Annotated in this window: 20 protein-coding genes; 5 read left to right on the top strand and 15 right to left on the bottom strand. The window is 49.1% G+C overall.

Annotation, left to right across the window (positions count from 1 at the left end):
* Positions 1 to 24: 24 nt before the first annotated feature.
* The 10 genes from ACFOET_RS00705 to ACFOET_RS00660 form a co-directional block, all read right to left on the bottom strand.
* Positions 25 to 2,949, bottom strand: a complete 2,925-nt coding sequence (locus ACFOET_RS00705) for a helix-turn-helix and ligand-binding sensor domain-containing protein (RefSeq protein ID WP_379018518.1) — start codon at positions 2,947 to 2,949, stop codon at positions 25 to 27.
* 98 nt (positions 2,950 to 3,047) lie between these two features.
* The gene (locus ACFOET_RS00700) at positions 3,048 to 4,238 is read right to left on the bottom strand and encodes a TlpA family protein disulfide reductase (protein ID WP_379018516.1); all 1,191 of its coding nucleotides are present in this window, start codon (positions 4,236 to 4,238) and stop codon (positions 3,048 to 3,050) included.
* Between the two features lie 3 nt (positions 4,239 to 4,241).
* Positions 4,242 to 5,399, bottom strand: coding sequence for a redoxin domain-containing protein (locus ACFOET_RS00695; protein ID WP_379018514.1), 1,158 nt, complete (start codon positions 5,397 to 5,399; stop codon positions 4,242 to 4,244).
* A 49-nt stretch (positions 5,400 to 5,448) separates the two neighbouring features.
* Positions 5,449 to 7,008 carry a PKD-like family lipoprotein gene (locus ACFOET_RS00690; protein ID WP_379018512.1) on the bottom strand — a complete coding sequence of 520 codons (1,560 nt, stop codon included), beginning with the start codon at positions 7,006 to 7,008 and terminating at the stop codon, positions 5,449 to 5,451.
* Between the two features lie 41 nt (positions 7,009 to 7,049).
* Positions 7,050 to 7,808 (bottom strand): DUF4843 domain-containing protein, encoded by a 759-nt coding sequence (locus tag ACFOET_RS00685; protein WP_379018510.1) that lies wholly within the window; start codon positions 7,806 to 7,808, stop codon positions 7,050 to 7,052.
* Positions 7,809 to 7,817: 9 nt separating this feature from the next.
* On the bottom strand, positions 7,818 to 9,248 hold the full coding sequence (locus ACFOET_RS00680) for a RagB/SusD family nutrient uptake outer membrane protein (RefSeq protein ID WP_379018508.1): 1,431 nt from the start codon (positions 9,246 to 9,248) through the stop codon (positions 7,818 to 7,820).
* Positions 9,249 to 9,272: 24 nt separating this feature from the next.
* Positions 9,273 to 12,629, bottom strand: coding sequence for a SusC/RagA family TonB-linked outer membrane protein (locus ACFOET_RS00675; protein WP_379018506.1), 3,357 nt, complete (start codon positions 12,627 to 12,629; stop codon positions 9,273 to 9,275).
* 203 nt (positions 12,630 to 12,832) lie between these two features.
* Positions 12,833 to 13,807, bottom strand: coding sequence for a FecR family protein (locus ACFOET_RS00670; protein ID WP_379018504.1), 975 nt, complete (start codon positions 13,805 to 13,807; stop codon positions 12,833 to 12,835).
* Positions 13,808 to 13,844: 37 nt separating this feature from the next.
* Positions 13,845 to 14,429, bottom strand: a complete 585-nt coding sequence (locus ACFOET_RS00665; RefSeq protein ID WP_379018502.1) for an RNA polymerase sigma-70 factor — start codon at positions 14,427 to 14,429, stop codon at positions 13,845 to 13,847.
* Between the two features lie 277 nt (positions 14,430 to 14,706).
* Positions 14,707 to 15,783 (bottom strand): Gfo/Idh/MocA family protein, encoded by a 1,077-nt coding sequence (locus ACFOET_RS00660; RefSeq protein WP_379018500.1) that lies wholly within the window; start codon positions 15,781 to 15,783, stop codon positions 14,707 to 14,709.
* A 244-nt stretch (positions 15,784 to 16,027) separates the two neighbouring features.
* Here ACFOET_RS00660 and ACFOET_RS00655 point away from each other — a divergent pair, with 244 nt between their 5' ends.
* The 5 genes from ACFOET_RS00655 (at position 16,028) to ACFOET_RS00635 (ending at position 18,342) form a co-directional block, all read left to right on the top strand.
* A complete protein-coding gene (locus ACFOET_RS00655) occupies positions 16,028 to 16,615 on the top strand; it encodes an ABC transporter permease (RefSeq protein ID WP_379018559.1) in 588 nt (195 codons plus the stop codon).
* Entirely contained in the window at positions 16,612 to 16,776 is a 165-nt protein-coding gene (locus ACFOET_RS00650; protein ID WP_379018498.1) for an ABC transporter permease, read from the top strand. The genes ACFOET_RS00655 and ACFOET_RS00650 overlap by 4 nt, the downstream gene beginning before the upstream one ends.
* A 66-nt stretch (positions 16,777 to 16,842) precedes the next feature.
* Positions 16,843 to 17,136 carry a nucleotidyltransferase family protein gene (locus ACFOET_RS00645; RefSeq protein ID WP_379018496.1) on the top strand — a complete coding sequence of 98 codons (294 nt, stop codon included), beginning with the start codon at positions 16,843 to 16,845 and terminating at the stop codon, positions 17,134 to 17,136.
* Entirely contained in the window at positions 17,120 to 17,566 is a 447-nt protein-coding gene (locus ACFOET_RS00640) for a HepT-like ribonuclease domain-containing protein (RefSeq protein ID WP_379018494.1), read from the top strand. Before ACFOET_RS00645 ends, ACFOET_RS00640 begins: the two co-directional genes overlap by 17 nt.
* A gap of 290 nt (positions 17,567 to 17,856) precedes the next feature.
* Positions 17,857 to 18,342, top strand: a complete 486-nt coding sequence (locus ACFOET_RS00635; protein WP_379018492.1) for a glutathione peroxidase — start codon at positions 17,857 to 17,859, stop codon at positions 18,340 to 18,342.
* Between the two features lie 24 nt (positions 18,343 to 18,366).
* Here ACFOET_RS00635 and ACFOET_RS00630 read toward each other — a convergent pair whose 3' ends face one another.
* From ACFOET_RS00630 to ACFOET_RS00610, 5 genes are read right to left on the bottom strand one after another with little or no spacing between them, the layout of a single operon-like run.
* A complete protein-coding gene (locus ACFOET_RS00630) occupies positions 18,367 to 19,542 on the bottom strand; it encodes a n-acyl-d-glucosamine 2-epimerase (protein WP_379018490.1) in 1,176 nt (391 codons plus the stop codon).
* Between the two features lie 29 nt (positions 19,543 to 19,571).
* Entirely contained in the window at positions 19,572 to 20,507 is a 936-nt protein-coding gene (locus ACFOET_RS00625) for a DUF4434 domain-containing protein (RefSeq protein ID WP_379018489.1), read from the bottom strand.
* Between the two features lie 19 nt (positions 20,508 to 20,526).
* Positions 20,527 to 21,210: a GDSL-type esterase/lipase family protein gene (locus ACFOET_RS00620; RefSeq protein WP_379018487.1), complete on the bottom strand. Its 684-nt coding sequence runs from the start codon at positions 21,208 to 21,210 to the stop codon at positions 20,527 to 20,529.
* Between the two features lies 1 nt (position 21,211).
* Positions 21,212 to 21,898: a GDSL-type esterase/lipase family protein gene (locus ACFOET_RS00615; RefSeq protein WP_379018485.1), complete on the bottom strand. Its 687-nt coding sequence runs from the start codon at positions 21,896 to 21,898 to the stop codon at positions 21,212 to 21,214.
* Between the two features lie 26 nt (positions 21,899 to 21,924).
* Entirely contained in the window at positions 21,925 to 23,211 is a 1,287-nt protein-coding gene (locus ACFOET_RS00610) for an MFS transporter (RefSeq protein ID WP_379018483.1), read from the bottom strand.
* Between the last annotated feature and the right edge of the window lies 1 nt (position 23,212).

Here is a 23,212-nt window from a genome sequence, read left to right as displayed (position 1 = left end):
TAGTGAATAACGGGTGAAATGGTATCACAGCTCCAGCAGAAACTCAGTCAGGTTTTTATTGTGTGGCAAACCGAGCTTTTTGCGCAGACGGTACCGGCGTATCTCCACGCCGCGCGTGGTGATGTTCAGCAGCGAGGCAATCTCTTTACTGTTCATGTTCATTCGCAAGTAGGCGCACAGCTTGAGATCATTCGGAACCAGCTCTGGGTAGTCGGCCTTCAACTTCTTGAAAAAGTTCTCGTGGGCTTCATTGAAGCTTTCTTCAAAGATGTTCCAGTCGCGCTCATCACTGCGGGCGTCCTCAATGATGGTTTTGATTTTGCGAAGCTGATCATTGGAGAGCTTACGCCCATCGCTGTCCCGAAGCTGTAGCAGCTCTTCATGTACGTTGTTGAGCAACTCATTTTTATACACGATGCTCATGGCTGAGTTGGCCAGCTCCCGGTTCTTGCTGGCCAGCTCCTGTTCCAGCCGCTCATTTTCCAGTATAACCAGCCGCTGTTCATTCTCCTCGGCTTCCTTTCTCAACAATTCTTGCTGCTGTCTGATCATGTTTTCCTGCACAAGCCTTTGGTGTTTATGGATTTTATGCCTGTACCAGCTACGCCCAGCAAAGAAAAGAAGTACGAACGCTATCCCATAGACCACCAAGGCAACCCATGAAAGATACCAGGGTGGCAATACCGTAAACTTGAAGTCCGTAATGGCAGATACCGTGCCATCCGGTGCCATGGCCCGTACCCGGAAAATATAATTGCCATGCCGTAGGTTGGTAAATTCTCGCTGTGCAGCCTCATTCCACTCAGACCAAGTGCGTGAATGGCCGATGAGAAAGAACTGATAGCGCAATGGTATGGCACTGTACCATGGTGCAGCGTATTCGATGCGGATGTTGTTGTTTTTATAAGGAATCGTGAGTGCACCGCCCGGCCCATACCGTATGCCGGAAAGGCTGTCAGTGATGTTGTTGACTGCACGGATCAGCGGAGCGGGCAACTGGTACTTACCCATTGTCTGATCAGCAGCTTGGTAGATCGCAAACCCATCATCCATGCTGATTAGGTATACATCGTCTTCAACTTGGCTGATGTGCTCATAAAATTTCATCATCCGTCCATTGAGGGCGGCAAACTGCGTGGAGTCGATCGTTACCACGCCCTGTGGTCCGAAAGAAACCAGCGAAATCCGGGAGCGGTTGATGAACCAATAGCGACTGCCGCCTGCATGAACTATTTTGTTTGAAAAAGCAAAGGACCCCAATTGTTCGTTCAGCTGCTCGTATGGGTAAAACCGGTCGGTGATGTCTTCATGACGGTAAAATCCACTGTCGGTAGCAAATATCGGGCTTCCACCCAGCCCAAAAACATTGATAAACGTGCTCGATGGCAAACCACTTGCGGAATCATAGACTCGCACCTCCTGTGCCCGCCTGAGCGTACTATCTAACGCCAATCGCCGCAATCCTTTGTAGCCGCTTGTCCAGATGTCGGTCAGCGATACGGGTTCAATAAACTGCGCCGGTTCATTGAATCCGCCGACGCGATGCGAAAACTGCCACCCCGCTCCTTTTCTGTTGAAGACGGCCAGTCCCGTATAGGTACCTTGTAGTAGGATATGAGCTTGATTAGGCACCCGCTTAAGCGCCCACCCCCCAGTGACAGTTGACAACTTCCATAGCTTGCTTCCTGATACTTTATAGGTTCCGTCATTGTGGCCGCACAGCAGCTCGCCATCCACCACGGTGAGGTCCCAAACTTGCCCCTGTGAGCCTTCCACCAGTGTAAATGCAAACGGTTGGTAGCCTTTGCCCATAGGCCATGGACTGTAAAACAGGCCTTGGTTGGTACCCAGATAAATATTTCCATCGAAAATGCGGGCAGCGTAAACCGTGCCGATGCTTCCGCTGTTATCCGCATAATAATACAACGGCGCATTAATTTCGATACGGTCCACACCATTGTCCAGCCCCGCCCAAATGTTCTGCTGATGATCGGAATGGATTGACAACACGGTGTTGTTCTGCAAGCCGTTGCCTTTATGCACATGTTGTACGATGTCACCCTGCTCATCAATGATTACCACGCCTTGAAGTATCGTACCGAACGCGTAATGGCCGCCCCCCAGTTTTAGACCATTGTTAAGCTGGGCTGCCCGTAGCAATCCGTCAGCTGTGTTCTGCCACTTTCGTACTATACCGGCGGTATCCATGATAAACAAACCCGACTTGGAGGTGCCGATGAGCACGTCGTCGTTTTCGAACGGCAGCATGGTCAGTATGTTAGCACCGTTTAGCTCCTCGGTGTCCCGCAACCGAACCAGCTCGTCTCCCACCAGCTCGCGAAGACCAGACGGCAGCAGTTCGACAAACAGCCGCCCCTGCACCTGATGCAGGAAAAGAAAAGGCTCACCGCCACCCTTTACAATGCGCACGCTGTTGTTTTCGTAGATATATATTGTAGAAAACGACTGGAAAAGCACCCGGTCGCCATCAATGACGATTTTCCAGACCTCGTCCTTTACGGCCTGCCCGCCATCCAGCAGCCTACTTACCGAATGATACTGTAGGTGCCCATGGTCCGACGTCTCCCAATATCCGAACTCGGCCAACCCACCAGTATAGATCCTTCCCGTGCTGTCAACGGTCACGCTCCGTACTGTACGTTTATTCGGCAGGTGATGCAGCGTCCAGTGCTGCCCGTCAAAGACCAGCATGCCGTCAGTATTGGCAACGTACATGATGCCGTGTTTACCGGTGGCAACCGCCCAGTTCTGGTTTCCGGCTTTATACTCCGATTTTGTGTACTGCTGTACTAACGGCGAGCCAATACGTTGTATTTCCTGGGCGCGTGATGCACTGAGTAAAAGGAGTAATAAGGAAACTGTGATTGCTATCGATTCTTTGAACATCCGCCCTGCACATGAATACAGGCAAACATAAGGATTTTCCACAAAAAAGCCTTCGCTTACACTGCGAAGGCTTTGGGTTATCCGCGATTTGGCTGTAGCATTTGCGGGGATAAGGCGGATGCACAAGATGTGTCTACCAGCTAAGCGCCGTTGCCAAAAATTTCAGACAGCCGTGAGTTGATCTTTGTGCTGTATCCCGTATACTTCTCTATGATTCGGCCTTCCGGATCGATTAGATACAGTGTAGGTATGCCAATGATCATGAAATTGCGCATGGTCTCTTCCTTGTCAACGCTGAGGACCTGCGGCCAAGGCATGCCCTCCTCAGCCATGGCCCTACGCCACGCTTGCTCGTCCGTATCGATAGACACACTTAGCACGTCAAACCCGTTATTTTTGTAAGCATCATAAAGCTCGCTGATTGCCGGAATGGCTTTTCGGCAAGGGCCGCACCAACTGGCCCAGAAGTCGATAAGCACATACTTCCCACTAAAGGAATCTAGGGCAACGGGATTCCCCTGTGGATCGTTGTAGGTAAAAGCCGGGGCTTTACTGCCTGGTTTCAATGCGTTTCTGATAGCCGATTGATCGGCATACTCCTTTCGCAATTGCTGCACTTCAGCGAGGTCGGGATATTCGGTGGCCAACACCCCAATCATCGTTGAAAAAAATTCGTTCTCTGCATCTGTTGGCAGCAAGCTGAGCAAGTATACCGATGCAGGGTCGGCGATGTGTTCCGCGATCATTTTCTTTAGTCGGAGCCTCTCAAATTCCTCCTTCTTTTTCACCAACCCATGGCGCTGTACATAGTGGAGCCAGGTCGAGTCCTTTCCAGCGTTTCGGCGGGCTGCAAATACCTCGTCTGCCAATACGCTGATTTCCTGGGCTGCCAAATATTGATTATACAGCGCCGTGTTGATCAATCTTGTCGAGGCTGAGGTACTTTTCACGTCTACAAACCCTGAGTTTTTGGTCTTGACACGTGCTGTGTCATACCCCCTGGCATCAATATACACGTCGCAATCAGACCAGAAGGTCGCGGTCTGCCATTTCAGAATGTCAAGTTGATAGAGACATGGACTTACAGCACTTGCATGCAGGCGGAAGCTCCCGTCGGCGTTTACCTGCGCTGAATCGATAAGCTTGCGTGCTTTACCGGACCCCTGGTAGAGCCATACCTGATTGTATTTTTCCAGCACCGGCGGATTGAGGAAAGCTACGTGGCCCTCGATCACCATTTGTTGGTGGTCACTTTGTTTGCGCTGTGCATATAAGGTTAGGCTGCCCGCTACCGTACATGCGAGAAGCAAACTTAAGATCTTCGTCTTCATTAGTTAATGATTAAAAATGTCTTTAAGTTGGTCATCCAATTGCTGAGCCCCAGATCCTAGCCAACGCGCGATAATTTTTCCTTCCCTATCCAGCAAGATCTGCGTAGGATAGCCTTCGATTTGATACAGCTGGGTAACATCCTGCTTCATGTCTACTTCGTTGTTCAGCACATTGGTCCATGTTAGCCCATCGGCTTCAATGGCAGCTTTCCAAACCTTCTCAGCCTGTTCCTGGCTGTTTACCTTCTCGCTGGCGACGCCGAGAATCTCCAATCCATCGGCCTGATATTTTTCATAGAGCGACTTAAGGTGCGGATTAGCGGCCCGGCAAGGCCCGCACCAGCTGCCCCAGAAGTCGAGCAGCACATATTTTCCCCGGAATTGGCTTAGACTTACAAGCTTGCCATTTACATCAGGCTTCGTAAAATCAGGCGATACACCACCTACATGAAGAGACTTGGCTGCTGCAATGCGCTGCACAAGTCCCCTTCCGTATCTGGTATTTTTATAAGTGTCCGCCAATTTGTTATAGGCGGCTTCCAATTCTTCCGGCTGATATTCACGGGCGTTGCGCGACAGGTAATATACGCTGGCAAATGCGCCGGGATTCTCATTGATATAGCGCTTACGGGATGCGGAAATAGCTTGATGTAGCTCAACCATGCGTTTCATGGTGGCCTCCTGTTCTTCTTTCAGTCCCATAATCCGGAGCTCAACCATCCGCTGTCGCAATTGATCCATTTCCAGTACGTCTTTTTCTTCGGCTTTCCGAAACGCGGTGAAGCTTTCATTCAGTTCATCACCAGTCACCGACGCCAGATGGAGATTCCGGGTACTACCCTTGATAGTGAGGGAAGCGTTGGGTGTCAATACAATTTCAAGCGGCTGCGCGGGCATATACATGCCAGTTTTGCCTCCGCCCAAATACAGATTACGGTCCACAGATGTTGTGAGCGTCGTTACAAACGGCTCTTCGCTCGCCGGTCCGCTTAGCGTAAACGAACCGTTTATAGCCTGTACGGAAACATCCCCATTGGGGCCTTTTACAATGATTTGTTCATTCTCTTGGCCGTCAAGGTGACCGCTGATGGTAAACTGCTGGGCCTTTGCCACAGTTAGCGTACAGGCCACGGCCCAAGCAATTGCGATTTTTCGCGTCATGTTACTTTATTTATGTTATGATCTTATTTAATAAACTTATGTACTGATCTTATAAGAAAGGTTTCCAGCCCATGGCCTTTATTTTGCCAAAGCCGCTGTATGACTTCTCCGTACCGGCAATAATAGCACCACTCGACGGGTTGACCTCCATTTGATATACGGTCCCGGTTCTGGTAGCTTCATTATAGGTGGCAATGTAGAGGATCCTGCAAAGATTTTTTGGATCAAAGAGCACACCGGCAGCCCGATTGGTATTGTAATATTTTTGCAGCGCAATATCGGTAATGGTTTGGCCCTCAGGGGCGGTCCACAGCATCTCGGTGGCGCCCGGTGTATAACGGAATTGATATAGGCTGGCATTCGCACTGTAATAAAACACTTCGCCGAAGTATCCGGCAGCAATAGCGTTGATGTTACCAATATCCGGACAGGTATTCATGTCGTATTTGCCCTTGCCAATGAAAGCAGTCTCTCCTTCCATGAAGTTAGCCGTCAGCAGGTAGTGGCCGCCGTAAGTATCCCTCATGACCATATGTTCCCAATTGTTCCATCCCAAGTCCGCGAAGATAAGCTCCATTCCTACCTCATTCACATCAAAAGGCGTGCCCTCGCTTTGGACTGTCGAAATCGGAACCACTTCAGAGCCCCGCTGCATCACTTTCATAAACCGCTGGTTGGTTTGGTCATACAAGATCGCTTCAAAAGCCGGCGATGTCGCTGTGGCAATCCACGGCGCCAGCATTCCATAACTGCCCCCCAGGGCATCGTTAAATGCTCGGTCGCCCGGTGCGATTACGGTGTAATCCAGTACATGTAGTCGGTTATCATTGATCAAGAACTCCTTCCGGCTCGGAGTCGCGGTCACCAATGCAGGTGCGGCCACTGCCGGTCTGGTCCAGAACAGTCCATCGTCAAAAGAAGCGACGCGTTCAAACGTGTTCAGGTTTATCGAGGCAATGTCTTCGCTACTTTGCACATAGAGCTTCATTCTTCCTGGCATGTTGGCGGTGGAATAAATGATGGAACCAGGTGTACCTCGCAAGGGGGCACCATTTGAGGCGGAATAGACATCCATGAACACCCGTTCGGCCACCTGTGTTTTGGAAATGTCATTATTGCTGATAATCCCGACGTCGGTCGCGCCGTTGCGCTCGTACAGCACCATCCAGCCCTCTGCCAGCGCAGGCGTGATCGCAACATTGAATTTGGAGAATGCCTTGACACCGGTCTCCTTGTCGGTGACGGTAAACAGCACTTCCCAAGTGAGCTCCCGTTGATTCATCTCGGCATGGAGCGCGATGGAGTCAGATAGGGTATGCCTCTCAATGATTTCCCGGTCGATCTGCGCCGGATACATTTCCCACGAAAACTCAAGCTGAGGGAGTTTGGCGTCAGCAGGGTCGACGGTAACACCCCCATAGCGTACTTTTGGGCGGATAGTTAGGGTATCGAACCGAAGGAGGGTATATGATTGCGGCACCCCTTCCACATCAATCTCCATCGGCGCCAGGGTCAGGTGGTCATAGTTCCCCCTGTCCTTATGGCAAGAAACCGTACTGGTTGCGGCGATAAGCGCTAAAAAAGCAATTAGTATTCGATTTATATTCATGGTCATCAATATTTTAATGAATAAAACTCATTTTTATCCAATTACGGGAAAGTAACGATTTCGCCATGTTCGTCCCTGAGAGGTGCTTCGGGGTTGTTGGCATTGTACTGCAGAAGCTGAGTTCTGCATCGATTTTGCCAATATTGCGCTTGCGTGTAGCTTACCTCATCCGGCGGGATTGGCGTACCACTATAACGGACCTTAAAAGTTGGTGCCCGTCCGATCGCAGTGGTGATGAACTGGAATTTAACATCGCTGTAAGCGCCGAAAAATCGCATAAGGGGCTGGTACGGTGCAGGGTCAATGTCCCAGTGCGCCGGCTTGGCAAACTGATCCATGAGCACTATGGCGATGTCCGATCGCTCTTGGATACCCCGCCTGAACACCCCGTCTTCCATCAATCCAAAAACAATTCTCCCCGGTTGTCCGCTAAATGTGTCCGTCCGTTTGATAAAAATCGAATACACGCCTTCATAAGCATGCGCAGGCAAGATATATGTCGGAAACTCATAGTGGACCCCCTGCTTGATCCGTGCAGTATCACCACTGATGGCGATCAGTTTAAATTCTCGGTCGTGGTTGGCCGGAAGGCCCATCAGACGCACCGAAAAGCTGATCGTATCCGCTTCCTGCACAGGCCTAAAGGCAAAGTTATAAACCATGCTGTCCGGCTTTTGCACATTGGACCCTAGCCAGATATTCAACGCGCTGAAGGATGGCTCGTACCGTGCGTCTATCTCCTTTTCGCAACTAAAAAGCACTACGGCACACAAAAAAATGCAAGTTATTTTGTTCATCATGAGATCCTCCTATCTATTATCAACTCGTCCTGGTGCATTATTGAATTCACTTACTGGGATAGGCAGTTTATAGCCTTTCAGCGCAATGATATCATAATTAGCCGCGCGCGGTATTCTAGGTGTGTTTTTCCGCTTCTGGAAAAAAAACCATTGGCCTTCGCCGATCAGTTCTTTCCGGAACTCCTGTGCCAGCACGAGGTCAAAATTGGTGGCGTCCACCGGAATCGCGGCCAGCCCCCGGTGTTGCCGTACCGTGTTGATCATTTCCCCGGCTGCTTCCATATCGGTATCCCGCAATGCTTCGGCTGCGATAAAATACATTTCTGCCAGTTTAATCAACGGGATTTTGTTACGGTATTCGACCGGCCATGTATCCGAATCCAACTGTTGGTATTTCTTTAGGTATTGATCACCTGCATTGGAGGCTGTAAACCAATATAGATACCTGAAATCTTCCACGGCATTATCATAGTAAGCCAGCCGCGTGTCTTGACCAATGTAAAACACGTTGTTACCACCAGTGGCGGTAAAGCTATTCTGATAGATGGTATTGAGCCGTACAACATGCAACGCAAACAGATGCTCAGTAGAGAAAGTCAGGTCAACATTTTGGCTCACAAGGTTCGCCTGCTGTACCCATGGAAATTTATTGGATTGAATCACCTCCATCGCATTGGCCAGCGCCCGGTGGTAATCTTTCTTGTATAAGTAAACACGGGCCAGCAGGCCTTTTACTGCATAGTAGTTCAAGTGCACCTGCCGGTTCATGAGGTAGCCGTTGTCATCAATGGAGGTCACCGTCCGCCCAGTAACCAGCGGGTCTCGCTTCAACAGTTCGGCTGCTTCATCCAAATCGGCGAGCACCAGATCGAGCACCTCGTTTACAGTCAATTGCGATGCAACTTCCTTACCAGAAGCCGTAAAATAGGGAATTGCCTTTTTGTCTGGATTCTCTTCATGGCTTGCCCCGAAAACCCGGAGCACATCAAAATGCAGGAATGCGCGTAAGGCGAGAGCCTCTCCTTTGATCACTTCATAATTATCTACGCTGAAGATTTCGCGCTTGTCGTCAATCTCTTCCAGCAACTTGTTGTTGTTGGCAATGGCGTTGTAGATGCCATTCCAGATCGCGTCGATTCGGTTCAGTGACGTCAAGCTGCTCTCGTAGTCAAACATCCGGTCCGGATCGTATGTGATCGATTGGAAGTCCCACTCGTAGCCGATCACACCCATCAATCCGAATGTCATCTCCCGGCCATACAGCGATTCGGTGGTCAAGGTACTATATACACCAGCTAGCGCCTCCTTGAACCCGGTTTCTGTCGCAAACAGGTCCAGGTCCCTCACCTGGGATTTAGGTTCGACATCCAGCCAATCGTTGCAAGACGACAGGGATGCTGCCAGCAACGTAAGAAATATCGTGTTGATATATGCTTTCATCTTTATTTCATTTTATTTAACAACTTAAAAGGTAGCCTGTACTGACAGGGAGAAGGTACGTGCAAACGGAAAATCAAGCCCGCGTTCCGCTCTTATGTTCGACAGCCGAGCTATATCATTCGAGAATGCCGTCACACGCAAGCGTTGCATGCCGGTGCGCTCCAAGAAAGACGTGTTCATAAAATCGTACGAAACGTTGACCGAGCCCAGCTGAAGCTCATACAGGTCTTGGACAAACCTTGACGTTGGATTTGTGCGCGTCGGAACGGCCGAAATACGCTTATAAAGCACTTCATCACCAGGTGCCGTCCAAGTGTCCGTAAATACGCGGCGATCCACGTTGTACTGGATGTCTACGTTCTCCACGCGATCTACGAGGGTTTGATTGTAATATTGCCCGCCGATCCGATAGATAAATCCGCAGTTAAATCCCCACCCCCTATGTTGCGCATTGATGCCAAAACTCCCCCGCAGTTTAGGATTGGTATCCCCAACTACAACTTGATCATTCGGATTCCATACATACGTCAATTCGCCATTTGCGGTGCGAAAGATTTCACTCCCTGTGATTGGGTCGATCCCCTGCGAAGGCACCGCCCACAATGCCGAGGTAGACTCTCCCTCGCGGTATCGGACGAATGGCCGGGTTGATTCGCCCCGCTCCTCTTCCAATTCATCGTTCAGGCTATTCAGCGCATCAGAAATTTTCATCAGTCTATTTCGGTTTGCCCCAACGTTCAAGAAAAAATTCAAGAAACTATTGGTCGATGGGGCATGAAACACCCGGAGGCTCATTACGGCGTCGACCCCCGTGTTTCTTACTTCCCCAAGATTTTCCTTGATTGTATTGAACCCAACCGAACCCGGCAACGGCAGGTCGGTTAACAGGTTGTTTGTCGTGGAGATGTAATAGTCAAACCGCAAAGTGAAACGTTGCCACAGGTGAACATCTGCGCCGAAGTTGTAGTCTTGTGTCTGCTGCCATTTCAGTTCATCATTGGCCAACCCCATTAGTCGTGCTCCTACAATGTTGTCGTAGTATACATCGGTAAAATAGTTATAGGTTGCCATCGCTTGGTAGGGATTGAAATTCTGGCTGCCGGTATAACCGGTAGACGCCCGCAAGCGGAATTGATCTAGCCAACTTTGATTGTTTAAGAACACCTCCCGGTGCAAGTTCCAGCCTATCCCGGCAGACCAGAAGTTGCCCCACCGATTATCCAGACCGAACACGCTGGAACCCTGTCTCCGGAAAGTAAGGTCGACCAGGTAACGTTCATCAAACGAATAGTTGAGGGCAGACAATAAGCCCGTTTCTCTTGTCAAGGCATCAGTCCCTGTTGGCCGGCCGTCCTGCATATACTGGCGGGCAAAATTGATGTTGTCTACCCGGTCGTTTAGAAACCCTTCCGCCTGCATACCATGGTTTTCACTTTTTGTTTCATACAGGTTCCAGCCGGCGTTCAAAAAGACTAAGTGCTTGCCGAGCAGTTTTGAGTAATTCAACGTTATGTCCGATTTGATCGAGGTAGCCGTGCCATTGGTGATGCTGTATTGCCCCCGCCGGAAAAAATCCTCCGCAGCGTATTCCGCAAAGCGGGTATGGTTGGCAGGATAAAAATCCTCGCGCTTGTTTGTGGTATGCGTATAACCGAACCGGCCGATGACTTTCAAATTATCCATTATGGACCACTCCGCCTGGAAATTGTTCATGATATCGGTATAATTCGAAAAGTTCTTAGTACCTAAGTTCGCATCGTATAACGGGTTAAAATAATTAATTGGCGTGCCGGCTCCGGAAGAAAACTGCCCCACCACTTTTTTGAGCGAGCCGTTTTCTTCATATGGTGTCCAATACGGGTTCAGCCGCGAATACGCAGAAAACGAACCATACGGTGAATCGTTTGCATGGTTTCCGGTTACCATCAGGTTGTTGCGGAACAAAAAATTGTCCACACGGTAAGAAAGGTAAACATTGCCTGAAACCGTGCGGCGGCCCGACTCCTTCATGACACCGGCGATTTCATTGAACGTAAAATCAGCGCCATAGCGAAGGTGTGGATCGCCGCCTTCCAACATGAGTGTATGTTTATGCCCAGCCGCCGTCTTGACGGGCTGCGCAAGCCAATCGGTATTCACGCCGCGAGCCACTTCTGTATACAACCGGTTATATTCTTCCTTCAAGAGCTGATCGTTGTAGTAGTAGGATGAGGAGTACCTCCCCGCATTGAGTTCCACTTGCAATTTTTCAGCCGCGCCAGCCAGCTGATATGACGTCAGGTCCGGCGCGGTGATGTTGAAATCGCCCGTATAGCTCAGCCGCAATTTACCCATTTCAGGCCGTTTGGTTTCCACGACAATCACACCATTGGCCGCCCGGGACCCATAGATGGCTTTTGCAGGCGCGTCTTTGAGGATCGTTACAGAAGCTACCCGGTTGATATCCAAATCATAAATTTTCTGAAGGTCGCTTTCAAAACCATCCAAGATAAAAAGCGGCATATTGGGGCTGCCCGCGTATTCACCCCGGATGTCAGGCAGGCTGTTAGCGCCCCTAACCTGCAGGTCAGGCAGCACATTGGGATTAGAGCCCAGTTCAACATTCTCAATCTGCACAAAACTTGGATCAAGCATCTTCAAGCTTTGAATAACATTCTGATTTCCTACCGTACGCAAATCCTCAGCGTTGAATGTCGCCGCCGAACCGGTAAAGCTTTCCGCCCGGCGTGTGAAGACTCCCGTTACTACGACAGACTCCAACGTGTTGTCATCTTGTTCGAGCATTACATTGATCTCCGTTGCCGAACCCGGTTTGATCTCCTTCGGAACATAACCTATTGAGCTGAAGACCAATGTAGAAGCATTTGTGGGAACCACAATTATGTAATCGCCGTTAATATCGGTCTGTGTCGCGGTAGCTCGATTCTCTTTGAACACCACAGTCACCCCCGGTATCGGCACATCACCCCTATCGAGCACCTTCCCCTTGATTCTTGCGACCTGGGTTGATGTCATCCCCATCATTGGCACCGACGTCGGCTTCGTCACAGTTTGGGCATCAACGGCCTTTTTGGTAATGATCAGTTTGGTTTCTCTCTGGACGAAGGAAAGGCCGGCCAAGCTAAGCATGTTTTCGAGAATATCAGCCACAGCCATGTCTTTGGCTGATAACGTCACCCGGTGAGCGACCACCATCTCTTCACTGTATATGAAATTGAAATTGGTCTTTCTTTGTATTTGGTCTAGTGCTTCTTTAAGTGGTATGTCCTTGAAATCGACATCGATTTTCGTCTGGTTCGCCAGCTGTCCATGTGCTAATAGCACATTCATTACAAATACAATGGCTAGCAGACAGGAAAAAACGTTTCCTGCTTTTTTCATCTTAATAAATTGTTTTCAATGGCATAGCAATACGTGGGTCTGAGTTAGGTAAACTCACGCAGGCTTCCTACCTTTGAATGTGTTATTTTAGTAATAATTCAGATTTAAAATGCGCGACGACCCGTAGTGAAGTGATTGGCGTTACCTTGCTTAGGGTCTATGAAACCGGAATATTCCATATTTCGGTTTCTTCTCTTGGGTAGTTATTTCATCATAGGCCTATTATTTTGCTGGTTTGGTCTAGTAATCTCAACAGTATTTTGCACAATCCGGTACTCCACGCCGCCTGCCAGCGTCAACAGATCCAGTACCTCCAGTAGGCCGTCGGCCTTTTCGAACCTGGCCGTAAAGCGAAGGGCTTTCAAGTCAGCATCCCCAAATTGGATGACCACTCCAAACTTATTTTCAAGTATGCGTGCTACGCTCTTGAAATCCTGGTCAACAAACGCGAGGCGCCCGTCTCTCCATAAAGCTACATCTTCGGCCTTTACCACTCTCCGGCTCGTTATGCCCGATTCCTTTTCATAAACCAATTGATCGTTGGGCGCTAGTATTTCATTTGCTATGCTGACCTGGCCACTCGCAACGGTGATCTGTTCTGTCTCCATCCAAGCATACGCATTGATATTGAACGAGGTGCCGAGCACGCGGGTAGTCGTAATGTTCGTCCTTGCAAAAAACGGCCTGTTAGGGTCCTTTTGAACCTGAAAAAACGCCTCTCCGTCCAGCAGCATCACCTCCCTTTTGTCGCGTGCGAACCGCGACGGGTAACGGATAGTACTCGATTCATTCATTGAAATCTCCGACCCATCACTTAATGTCAGTGTTTTGAGTTCTCCTTCGCCGGTACTGACCACAATTAGCTCAGCTGGAAAAATGATACGCTGGAGCTCATGACGGTACTCAACACCTAACCAGCCGACGACAGCAATGAGCAAAACAGACGCGGCCGCACTTATAGTTTGATAAAGCCTTCGATTTCTTTTCTGATCACGTTGAATATCATCCAGCAAGCGCTGTAGGACGGCTTGGCGAACTTCACCCTTTTCACCCATTCTCGATCGATCCCACATCTTGGGCCGGTTCTTCAGCGAATCAAAAGCCTCATCCAGTCCCACGCCAGGATTTTCTGGTTGCGGTCGCGGTCTACGGAAAGCTCTTGATAGCGGGTTCTTCATGACATGCTTTACAGTAAAGACACATCAAAGTGGCGGATCACCCAAATAGAAAATAAAAAATTAGCAGGCGAAGAAAATCCTGCATACGCCACCTAATCCTTTTTAAGGCTATGTTGATTTGATTTTCGACGGTTTTGGTTGAAATGTTTAGTCTTTCGGCAATTTCCTTATTACTTAGGTGCTCCTTTCTACTAAGAATAAGAATTTGTCTGCATTTATCCGGCAAGTCGTCCAGGCTACGCTCAAAAATGCCGCGAATCTCTTTTAAAGCCAATTCGTGATCGGCTTGTTCGGAAGCCAAAAGGAGCATTTCCTGTTCCGCTATGGCTACGTGTTTTCTTTGTGCCCGGATTTTGTTTAATACGGTGTTTTTAACGGCCACATACAAAAAATTACGGAGCGAATTGATATTAATTTTTCTCCGGGATTTCCATAGCTTCAGAAAAACATCGTGCACCACATCTTCACAGACTTCCCGATGAGGGAGGAAATGAAAGGCACAGGTATACATCTCCTCCCAGTATTTATCATAGATCGCCACGAAAGCCGCTCGGTCATCATTTTTTATCAGACCAACAAGACCTTCGTCGGATAAATCTGTCAAAACGCTTGCTTTTTTCATTAGGAACAGTCAAAACTACAAATATTCAGCACTTATTTTTATTATGCTACCATTTTTTTTCACAAGAACCAAAGATTTTTTGCAAACACCGGAGCGCGGCGCCATTATCGAATTGTCAATTGGCATTCCCGCCGAATACTCGGCTACCGATAGCTAACAAATAGCAATAAAAAACGCCATCCTCAAGAAAGATGGCGTTTTCTATATTTAAATGGAGTAACGTTATTTCACTGCTTCAACCGCCACGACTTTAAGGTTGCACACGCACCTTCCGCCGCTATGAGAGAAGCGCAACCGGCATCCCAGTTTTAACCGACTCATCACAAGCAAAGGCAATGCGAAGGCTGTCTAAGGCTTGTTCGGTCATTTCGGTCAGTTCCAGGTCTTCCCGTATTGCCTTTAGAAAAAACCGCTGCTCCCGGTTGCATAACTCTTGATGGTCGGGCTCGTCCGTCAGGTCTATCCACTCATCTTCTTTGATGAATGCATTTCCATTGTCAATATCGGCATGGTGGAAACGGAGCGACTCGGTTCTCGTATGCGCTGATACGCTGTCGGAATTCCCGCTTGCGCCCGCTTCCCGTGCAACGATGGAAACAGCGCCTTTTGGCCCGATGACATCCTTGATGAAGAAAGCTGTTTCGCTCACCATCGGTCCCCAGCCCGCCTCATACCAGCCTACAGAGCCGTCCTCAAAACGGATTTGGAGCTGACCGTAGTTGTAGTTGCCTTCCGGGATGTCGTCCGTGAGCCGCGCGCCGATGGCATTCACCTGAACCGGACGGCTTCCGGTCATCTGGCACATCACGTCGATGTAATGCACCCCGCAGTCTACAATGGGGCTCAGGCTATTCATCAGGTTGCGGTGCACGTCCCACATCCGGCCGTGGCTCTGTTGGTTCAGGTTCATCCGCATCACCAGGGGCTTGCCCAACCGGCCGCTCAGCTCGACAAACTTCTGCCACGAAGGGTGGTAGCGCAGGATATAACCAACCACCAGCTTTTTGCCCGCCCGTGTTGCGGCCTCGGCCACCCGCCTTGCACCGTCAACCGTATCGGCCAGTGGCTTTTCAATGAACACATGGCACCCGGCCTCCAGTGCCTGGACGGCGTACATCTCGTGTGTATCCGGATAAGTTGAAATACAAACCGCATCCGGGCGCGTGTCATCCAGCGCTTTCTCAAAATCGTCGAACAAGGCGTACCCACCCCCAAGCTGCTCGTTCAGCCGCTTTTTGCTGGCACCGCGGGCAACCAATCCGCAGATCTCAAATTCATTCATCTGATGGTAGGCTAGGGCATGGGAGGCTCCCATATTGCCGCAGCCAACGACCAATATACGTATCTTTTCCATGCGTCTTGTATTCTCTTATTGCTAAGTGGGTTGTTAAAACTTTTTTTCCCCCGGCCAAATTAACCAAAACAGTTGTAATACAGGAAATGGTTGTTTTGTTAGTGCACAAACTGAGGCAATTCAACAAATGACAGATTAAATAAACCCACACGGTAATTCGGCAACGGCCAATCCAACCATACCGTCCGATATCGAACAGCAGGTGTCCGATTCCGAATAGCACACGCTTCATAAAAAACTAGGCATTACCGCTGCCTCGCTCATTTTCCTGTGGATGGAAGATGAGGTGAGCTATGATGAATTTCCCAACAAGGAAAACAGCTACATCGTAAAGTCGAAGCAGACGTTTGACGGCATTTCTAACGTCTTTGATGGGGTTCCGGGATTGTTGGGCCCTGCGATTAAAGAAGAAATACCGGGCATTAAGTACGCCGCCCGTGTGGCGTGGAAGCAGTCGTCATTATTCAGTGTTGATGACCAAGGCATCTACCAAAAGGGCTACTATGCAGAGCCTGATTTCATGGATATATTTGCGCTGCAATTTGTGGAAGGCGACAGGGCAACCGCCATAAAGAAACCGAATGACCTGGTCACCACCCAGTCTACGGCAGAGCGGCTCTTTGGGAAGGAACCGGCCTTAGGCAAAACGGTCAGGATCGACAACAAAGACAACCACTTGATATCCGGCGTGGTGAAAGACCTGCCAAAGAACAGCACTTATCAATTCGACTGGCTTGCTCCTTTTGAGGCATACGAGAACCAACAACAGCTGATGGTACGGCAGTGGCTCAATTTTTCACTAATGACCTTCGTGCCATCGCTTGGTGGATGATGAGCGACTGGCTCTCCAATTACCAGTACCGCACCGAGCTGCATTGGTGGGTGTTTGCGCTGGCTGGGGCCGGCGCGATGGTCATCGCCCTGCTTACCGTGAGTTCCCAGGCCATTAAGGCCGCGTTGACGAATCCGACGAAGAGTTTAAGGGATGAATAGTGCATATCGCTAAATACTTCCATATTTGCAGTTGCATATTAGCAATAAAATCACGACTTTAGCGCTATGGAAAAGGTGCGTGATTTTGCTTCGTTGCAATCCTATCTAAGATCTAACCAAATTTTTGATCGCTATGGATTAGATCAAATTGGGGTCTTTGGGTCACTGTCCCGAGACGAGGCGTTCCATGATATTGATTTAATGATCGATACACCAATCCCGTTTGAAGCCCTGATTAACCTTCAGGCACAGCTTGAGTCCGACTTAAATACTCCGGTCGACATTTTGATTAAAACGTTAGCAGAACCTATCATATTACACCGAGCCATGAAGGATATGCGGTATGCAACAAAATCCTGATAACGACTTAACTTACCTCCTTCGTATACTGGAATCCATACAGAAAATTCATCTATATGCGTCGCCGTACGACGATGTGCTTGATTTCTTCTTTGCCAACGACCAAAAAGATTTCAACGCAAGTCTTATGCTGATAATTAATATCGGTGAACAGGCTACACGGCTCTCCGACTCGTTAAAATCGGATTATCCGGCCATACCCTGGCGATTGGTTGTTGGGTTCCGAAACAGGGTCGCTCACGACTATGCCGGACTGGATACTTTTAAGGTCTTTGATCTGATCAAAAACCACCTCACGCCATTGAAGGAACGCATCGAGGCCCTCATTAACGACCGTCTACTCAACAACAGTCTATGGAAAGAGGAATTGACAATCGCCAAAAACAGCACGTATTATAAGCATATTGATTTTGCACGACTGGTTAAATAACCCCATCCAGTAATTCGGCAACGGCCAATACAACCACACCGTCCGATATCGAACAGCGGGTGTCCGATTCCGAACAGCACGCGCTTCTTCAAAAAACATAAAACAAGTTTTAAGAAAGTCCTCGGAAATTAACACAGGCTACGCTAAGGGGATTATAGGTTTTCGAAGATAACCTAAGAAAGCTATCGTATCGGTGATAAAGTCAAATTGGTGCTCGAAGAACATCGATAGCCCTGAAACCCAAAAGCCAAGCCGTGGAAAAGATAGGAATATTTACGTACCTTAGCTTCATGGCAACAACGTTTTACGATTTATCGGCCAACACGCCACAGGGAAGGACCGTTCCAATGTCAACCTTTGAAGGCAACGTTATCTTGGTTGTCAATACCGCGACTAAATGCGGCCTTGCACCGCAATTTGAAGGCCTCGAAGCCCTGCACCAGCGGTATAAAGACACCGGACTCGTGGTACTGGGGTTTCCTTGCAATCAATTCATGGGGCAGGAGCCTGAAACCAACGACACCGTAGAGGAAACATGTAAAATCAATCACGGGGTGACGTTTCAACTATTTGAGAAATGCGACGTCAATGGTAAAAATACCCATCCGGCATTCAAATACCTGAAAACCCGGCTGGGAGGCCTTTTCGGTAGCCGCATCAGATGGAACTTCACCAAGTTCCTAATCGACAAGGAAGGGAAACCCTTCAAGCGATACAGCCCCCCAACCAAGCCTGAAGCCATCGAGCCCGACATACGTAGGTTGCTGGATGCATGAATATGCATCATCACCCCATTCGTATTATACGGTGACAGGATTCCGCTTAGCCAGTTCGAGTGTAGTGTAAATCTGGTATAAAGCCCGCGGTACATGGAAACATCCCTTCCATTTGCCCCCTTTGACCGGCAATAGCACCTCGCCTTGCCGGTTTAGGTAGCCAAACCACTCACCATATGCCGGGTCAGAAAAGCGCTGGAAGGTGTAGTCGTGCAGTTTCACAAACCAGTCTTTGCAGTCTGGCCGCCCGGTCAATTGCCACGCCTTGGCCATACACACCAGTGCCTCCAAATGCACCCACCAAAGCTTTTGGTCCCATTCCAACTGCTGCGGAGGCTTGTTTTTAATATCCATGAAATAAAATAAACCACCATATTTTTCATCCCAGCCGTAATCCGCCGCCCTTAACGCGATATCGACGCATCTGTTAAGCAGATCGGCGTCTTTGCGTCTTACAGCCAGGTCCATCATGAACCACATCGCTTCAAGTATATGCCCCGGATTGACCAGCCGACCGTCGAACGAGTCCGAAAATGAGCCATCCATAAACACATGCTCCACGATCAACCCTGAATCTTCCTGAAAAAACACCTCCATGACTTCGTAAATAACCTCATCAATCAAGCCATCGACCACCCGCTTGTCGAGCAGATGTTCGATTTCAAGTGAGAGATTGCTCAAAATCATAGGCAGGGAAAAGCCCTTTAAGTCACGGGTACCCGCCACCGATTTGTTATATATGCCTTTGGTGTTGTGCCTCCGTTTCAGAATATTCATAAATGTATCCCGCGCTACCTGCGCATACTCATCCTGTGGTTCGATTCTGTACAAAGCGCCCAGGCCCATCGCGGCGAAACAGTCGGAAAAGATGTTATATGGCTGCACCAATGGTTGACCTTGCCGATTGAATGCAAAATACCAGTTGCCCTGTTCGTCCCGGCCGTGTTTCAGGATGAAACTCGCACCCTGTTTGGCCATTAGCAACCACTCGGGATTCGGCGAGACCTTGTCGTACATAGCCGAAAGCGTCCATATCTGCCTACCTTGCAACCACATGAATTTATCCGTATCATACACCGACCCGTCACGTGATAATGAAGTGAAAAATCCTCCGTATAGATTATCCTTTGAATGCTTCATCCAAAAAGGTAATACATTCTCCAGCAGCTCTTTCTTGTATTGTTTAATATACTCCAACATGATATCGCTTGTAATAAAATAAAAAATAGTTAAGTCAATGATTCCATATATTCCTGGTACCGGTTGAAGAGGTGTCCGGCCTGCATATAGGCAGATTGGGGGCTCATAAAATGCGAAAACTCAAATGTGATGGCCTTGTCATAGCCTGCCTGCCGGGCAGCCTCGAGCTTCAGCCTCAATTTTTCAAACTTAATCGGCAAAAACTTGATAGGCATGTCGCGGTCAAACGATTCGGCATTCGTCCAACAAGCCATGCCGTGTGCGTCAGCCAACCGCTTATTCACCGCAAAGAAATCCCCGAGTTCATGGTAGTCGATATGGCCGTCTTGGAAAGCCACCGCATCTACCGCTCCCTTGATTTCCGTAAAAATTTCTCCCCATTCTTCCTCGTGGGCTTTGAGCGACACGCTCTCGGCTTTGGTCAATGAAGACGACGCCGCTAACACCGCCTTTTTCCCATCTATCCATGGCGAAATGAAGGTTGGCAGATTGCCGCTCACGTCCTTACACTGCATGCCTAACGTGCGGAATGCAGCTGCCGCGCCCTTCGTTTTCCGGCTGATTTCCATGCTGAGGTACCAGCCACCGAAGCTGGAATAATGGCCGTATTTGGCCCACACCTCATCGATGACATACCGGTTGGCATCGATTTCGTGCTGCATATCGCCGGTATCCCAATATTTTCCGCTATCGTACAGGCCGAAATAAAACTTCATGCCGTGCTTCTCCGCCAGCTGCAGGAAAAGTTCCACCAAATCCACGGGCGGTTCATAGCAACCCAGGTGCTGCTGAAGCCAAGGCGATGGATAGGTGATGAACCGTCGGTAACCGCTCCGGATCAAGATGACCGTGTCGATACCGATGGCCTTCATATGGCCGAAGTCGGCATCCCATTCTGCCTTTCCCCAGTTCTGATGCGGTATATCGTGGCTGATTTCGTCAATAAAGGTTCCAGTGATCCTCATCGTTCATGTATGTTGATTGCTATAAAAAACGCTTTGCTTTCAGGTAAGCTACCCAATGCTGGTAGGCTTGCGGCTTAAGGTGGATACCGTCCGACGTAAAGTCTGCTTTAAGCACTTCTTCGTCGGCTAACACCCCGCGCAGATCTACGAAGGTTAAACCCTGTTCGTGGGCGATACCCCGGATTCCTGAGTTCAGCGCTTTAATTTGTTCCGACTTGTTTTTCAGGTAGTCATAAGGCAGCACCGATTCATTGAGCGGCAACACCGCTTGCAGATATAAGGTCGTATTCGGGCTTTCGCTTTGAATACGGGATACGATCTGCCGATAGTTCTGCAAAATAACATCTACCGGCAAACCCCTCCCGATGTCGTTGATACCAATCATCAAAAACAATTTCTTCGGCTGGATCCGGATTACCCCGTCCAGGCGGGCCAGCACGCCAAATGTATTATCGCCGCCAATTCCCCGGTTAGCCACCGCGTAACGGGTTCCGATTAACTCCTGCCAGTCGCCCCGCTCGGTGATGCTATTACCCAGAAACACCACATCGTAGCGCGTGCCTTCCAGCTGCTGGTACAATTTCTCCCGTGAATCATAGTACCAGTTGCGATAACTGCTATCGATCGTTGCAGTCTCCTGGGCCAAAGCCGTGCCCATCCATCCGGCAAACAGCCCCAGTATTATCGTTAACCGTGTCATCATTTTACAACGCTTTTATCTGTTTTAAATACGCCACCAATGGCACATATGCCGCGACCTCCAGGTGGATACCGTCTGGCGTGATTTCGTTTCGAAGGTATCCCCGTTCATCAGCCACTACAGGGTTAAGGTCAACAAAGATTGTTTTTTTGTTCTCGCTGGCTATCACTTTCAATGCTGCGTTCAGCACGGAAATATCTTCGTTTTTCACTGCTTTGAAGGGCTCAATCAGTATGTCCGGATTCACTGGCAGCACGCTGTTCAGGTATATCACCGTTTTCGGGGAATCCTTGCGGATCCGGGCCACCATGCGTTTATAATTCTCAATGATGTAACCAGGTGGCACATCCCGCTTCAGGTCATTTACCCCGATCATTAAAAATATCTTTGCCGGCTTGTGTGAAAGCACCTCGTCTAAACGGGCGATTACGCCGTAGGAGATATCGCCGCTAATGCCCCGGTTAATGACGGGCCTGCCGGGCAAGATATCGCTCCACCGGCCAGCCTCGGTAAGGCTGTTTCCCAAAAACACGATGGCCTTTTTAGTACGGGGCAGCGACTGGAAATATTGAACCCGTTCAGTATACTGGGAAAACACATAATTGCTGTCAACGGGGTGCTGTGCAACGGTAGTGCCAATACATAACCCACACACCGTCACGCCTGCGCATATCGTTTTTTGTATGTTCATTTTTTTAACTAAATCTGTGTCTATGTCTATGTTTGTTCATCGGGCAGCGCTTCGGGCCTTCGAAGCGGAACCAACCAGGAAACCACAAATGCAGGGATGGTGGCAATCAATACCCAAACAAAGAAATCCTTATAACCCAGCAGATCACTGATCACCCCACTGACCATTGATGGTATCATAAATCCGAGGTTGACTAACCCACTTCCAAACGCGTAATGTGCCATTTTATATTTTCCCGGGGCAATGTTGTGCATGATGAACAATATAATCCCGATAAAGCCGAAGCCGTACCCGAAGTACTCAATTGCAATAGCTGCGGCAATCAGTTGAAGATTGGTCGGCTGAAAGGCCGCCAAAAGCGCGTAAGCCACAAAGGGGATGTTGAAGAACGCACACAGCACCATCAACCGCGACCTGTCCAACCCCTTCTTAGAGACGTAGTGCCCTGCTACGATGGAGCCCAACACGAAGGCTATGGCCCCGAATACGCCGTAGAACAAACCAATTTCCGAGGTGCTCAAGCCCAACCCGCCTTCACTCCGTGCAGCCTTGAAGAAAAGCGGTGTGATCTTAACTGCTTGCCCTTCAGCAAAACGGTAAAAGATGATGAAGAAAAGGCTGAATACAATGTTCTTCTTCTGGAAGAATGTAACCACAACATCCTTAAGTGTGTGCAATCCTTCTTTCAACGAAGTGCTTCTGCCCGATTCTTCTCCAGAGGGCAGCGCTTTGATGCTGTACATGCCGATACCCACCATGATCAAGCCATAAAAAAACATCACCACCATCCAAGCCGACGGTATACTGATCCGTTGTTCCAGCTCCCCGGCGAGGTAAACCAACAGGCCGCCGGAAAACACCTTGGCGACGTTGTAAAACGCCCCTTGCCAACCTACAAATTTTGCTTGCTGGGTCGGGTTCAGTTCATTGAGGTAAACGCCGTCGGCAGCAGTGTCGTGTGTAGCGCCACTGATTGCGATAATGGTCAACAACGCTATGGAAACACTAAAGAATTGATCCAGTTGGAGGCTCAACCCAACCAAGCCGAACACTAAGCCCGTGAAAATTTGCGTCGTATATACAAAGAACTTTTTTGTTTTATACAACTCAAGGAACGGCCCCCACAATGGCTTCAGTGTCCAGGGCAGCATAATTAACGACGTCCAGAAAGCAATCTGTGCGTCTGAAACGCCCAAATTTTTATACATGATCGAACTGGCGCCAGATAGGGCCACAAACGGCAAGCCCATGGCAAACCAGGTCGTTGATATCCAAAAAATGGGCGATAGCGCCTTTGTATTGTTAGTTGTCACG

It is taken from the genome of Parapedobacter deserti, from assembly GCF_042646065.1.
In the GTDB taxonomy this organism is placed as follows: Bacteria; Bacteroidota; Bacteroidia; order Sphingobacteriales; family Sphingobacteriaceae; genus Parapedobacter; species Parapedobacter deserti.
Note: the sequence above shows the minus strand (reverse complement) of the source record. Positions and strands in the feature narration are given on the sequence as shown.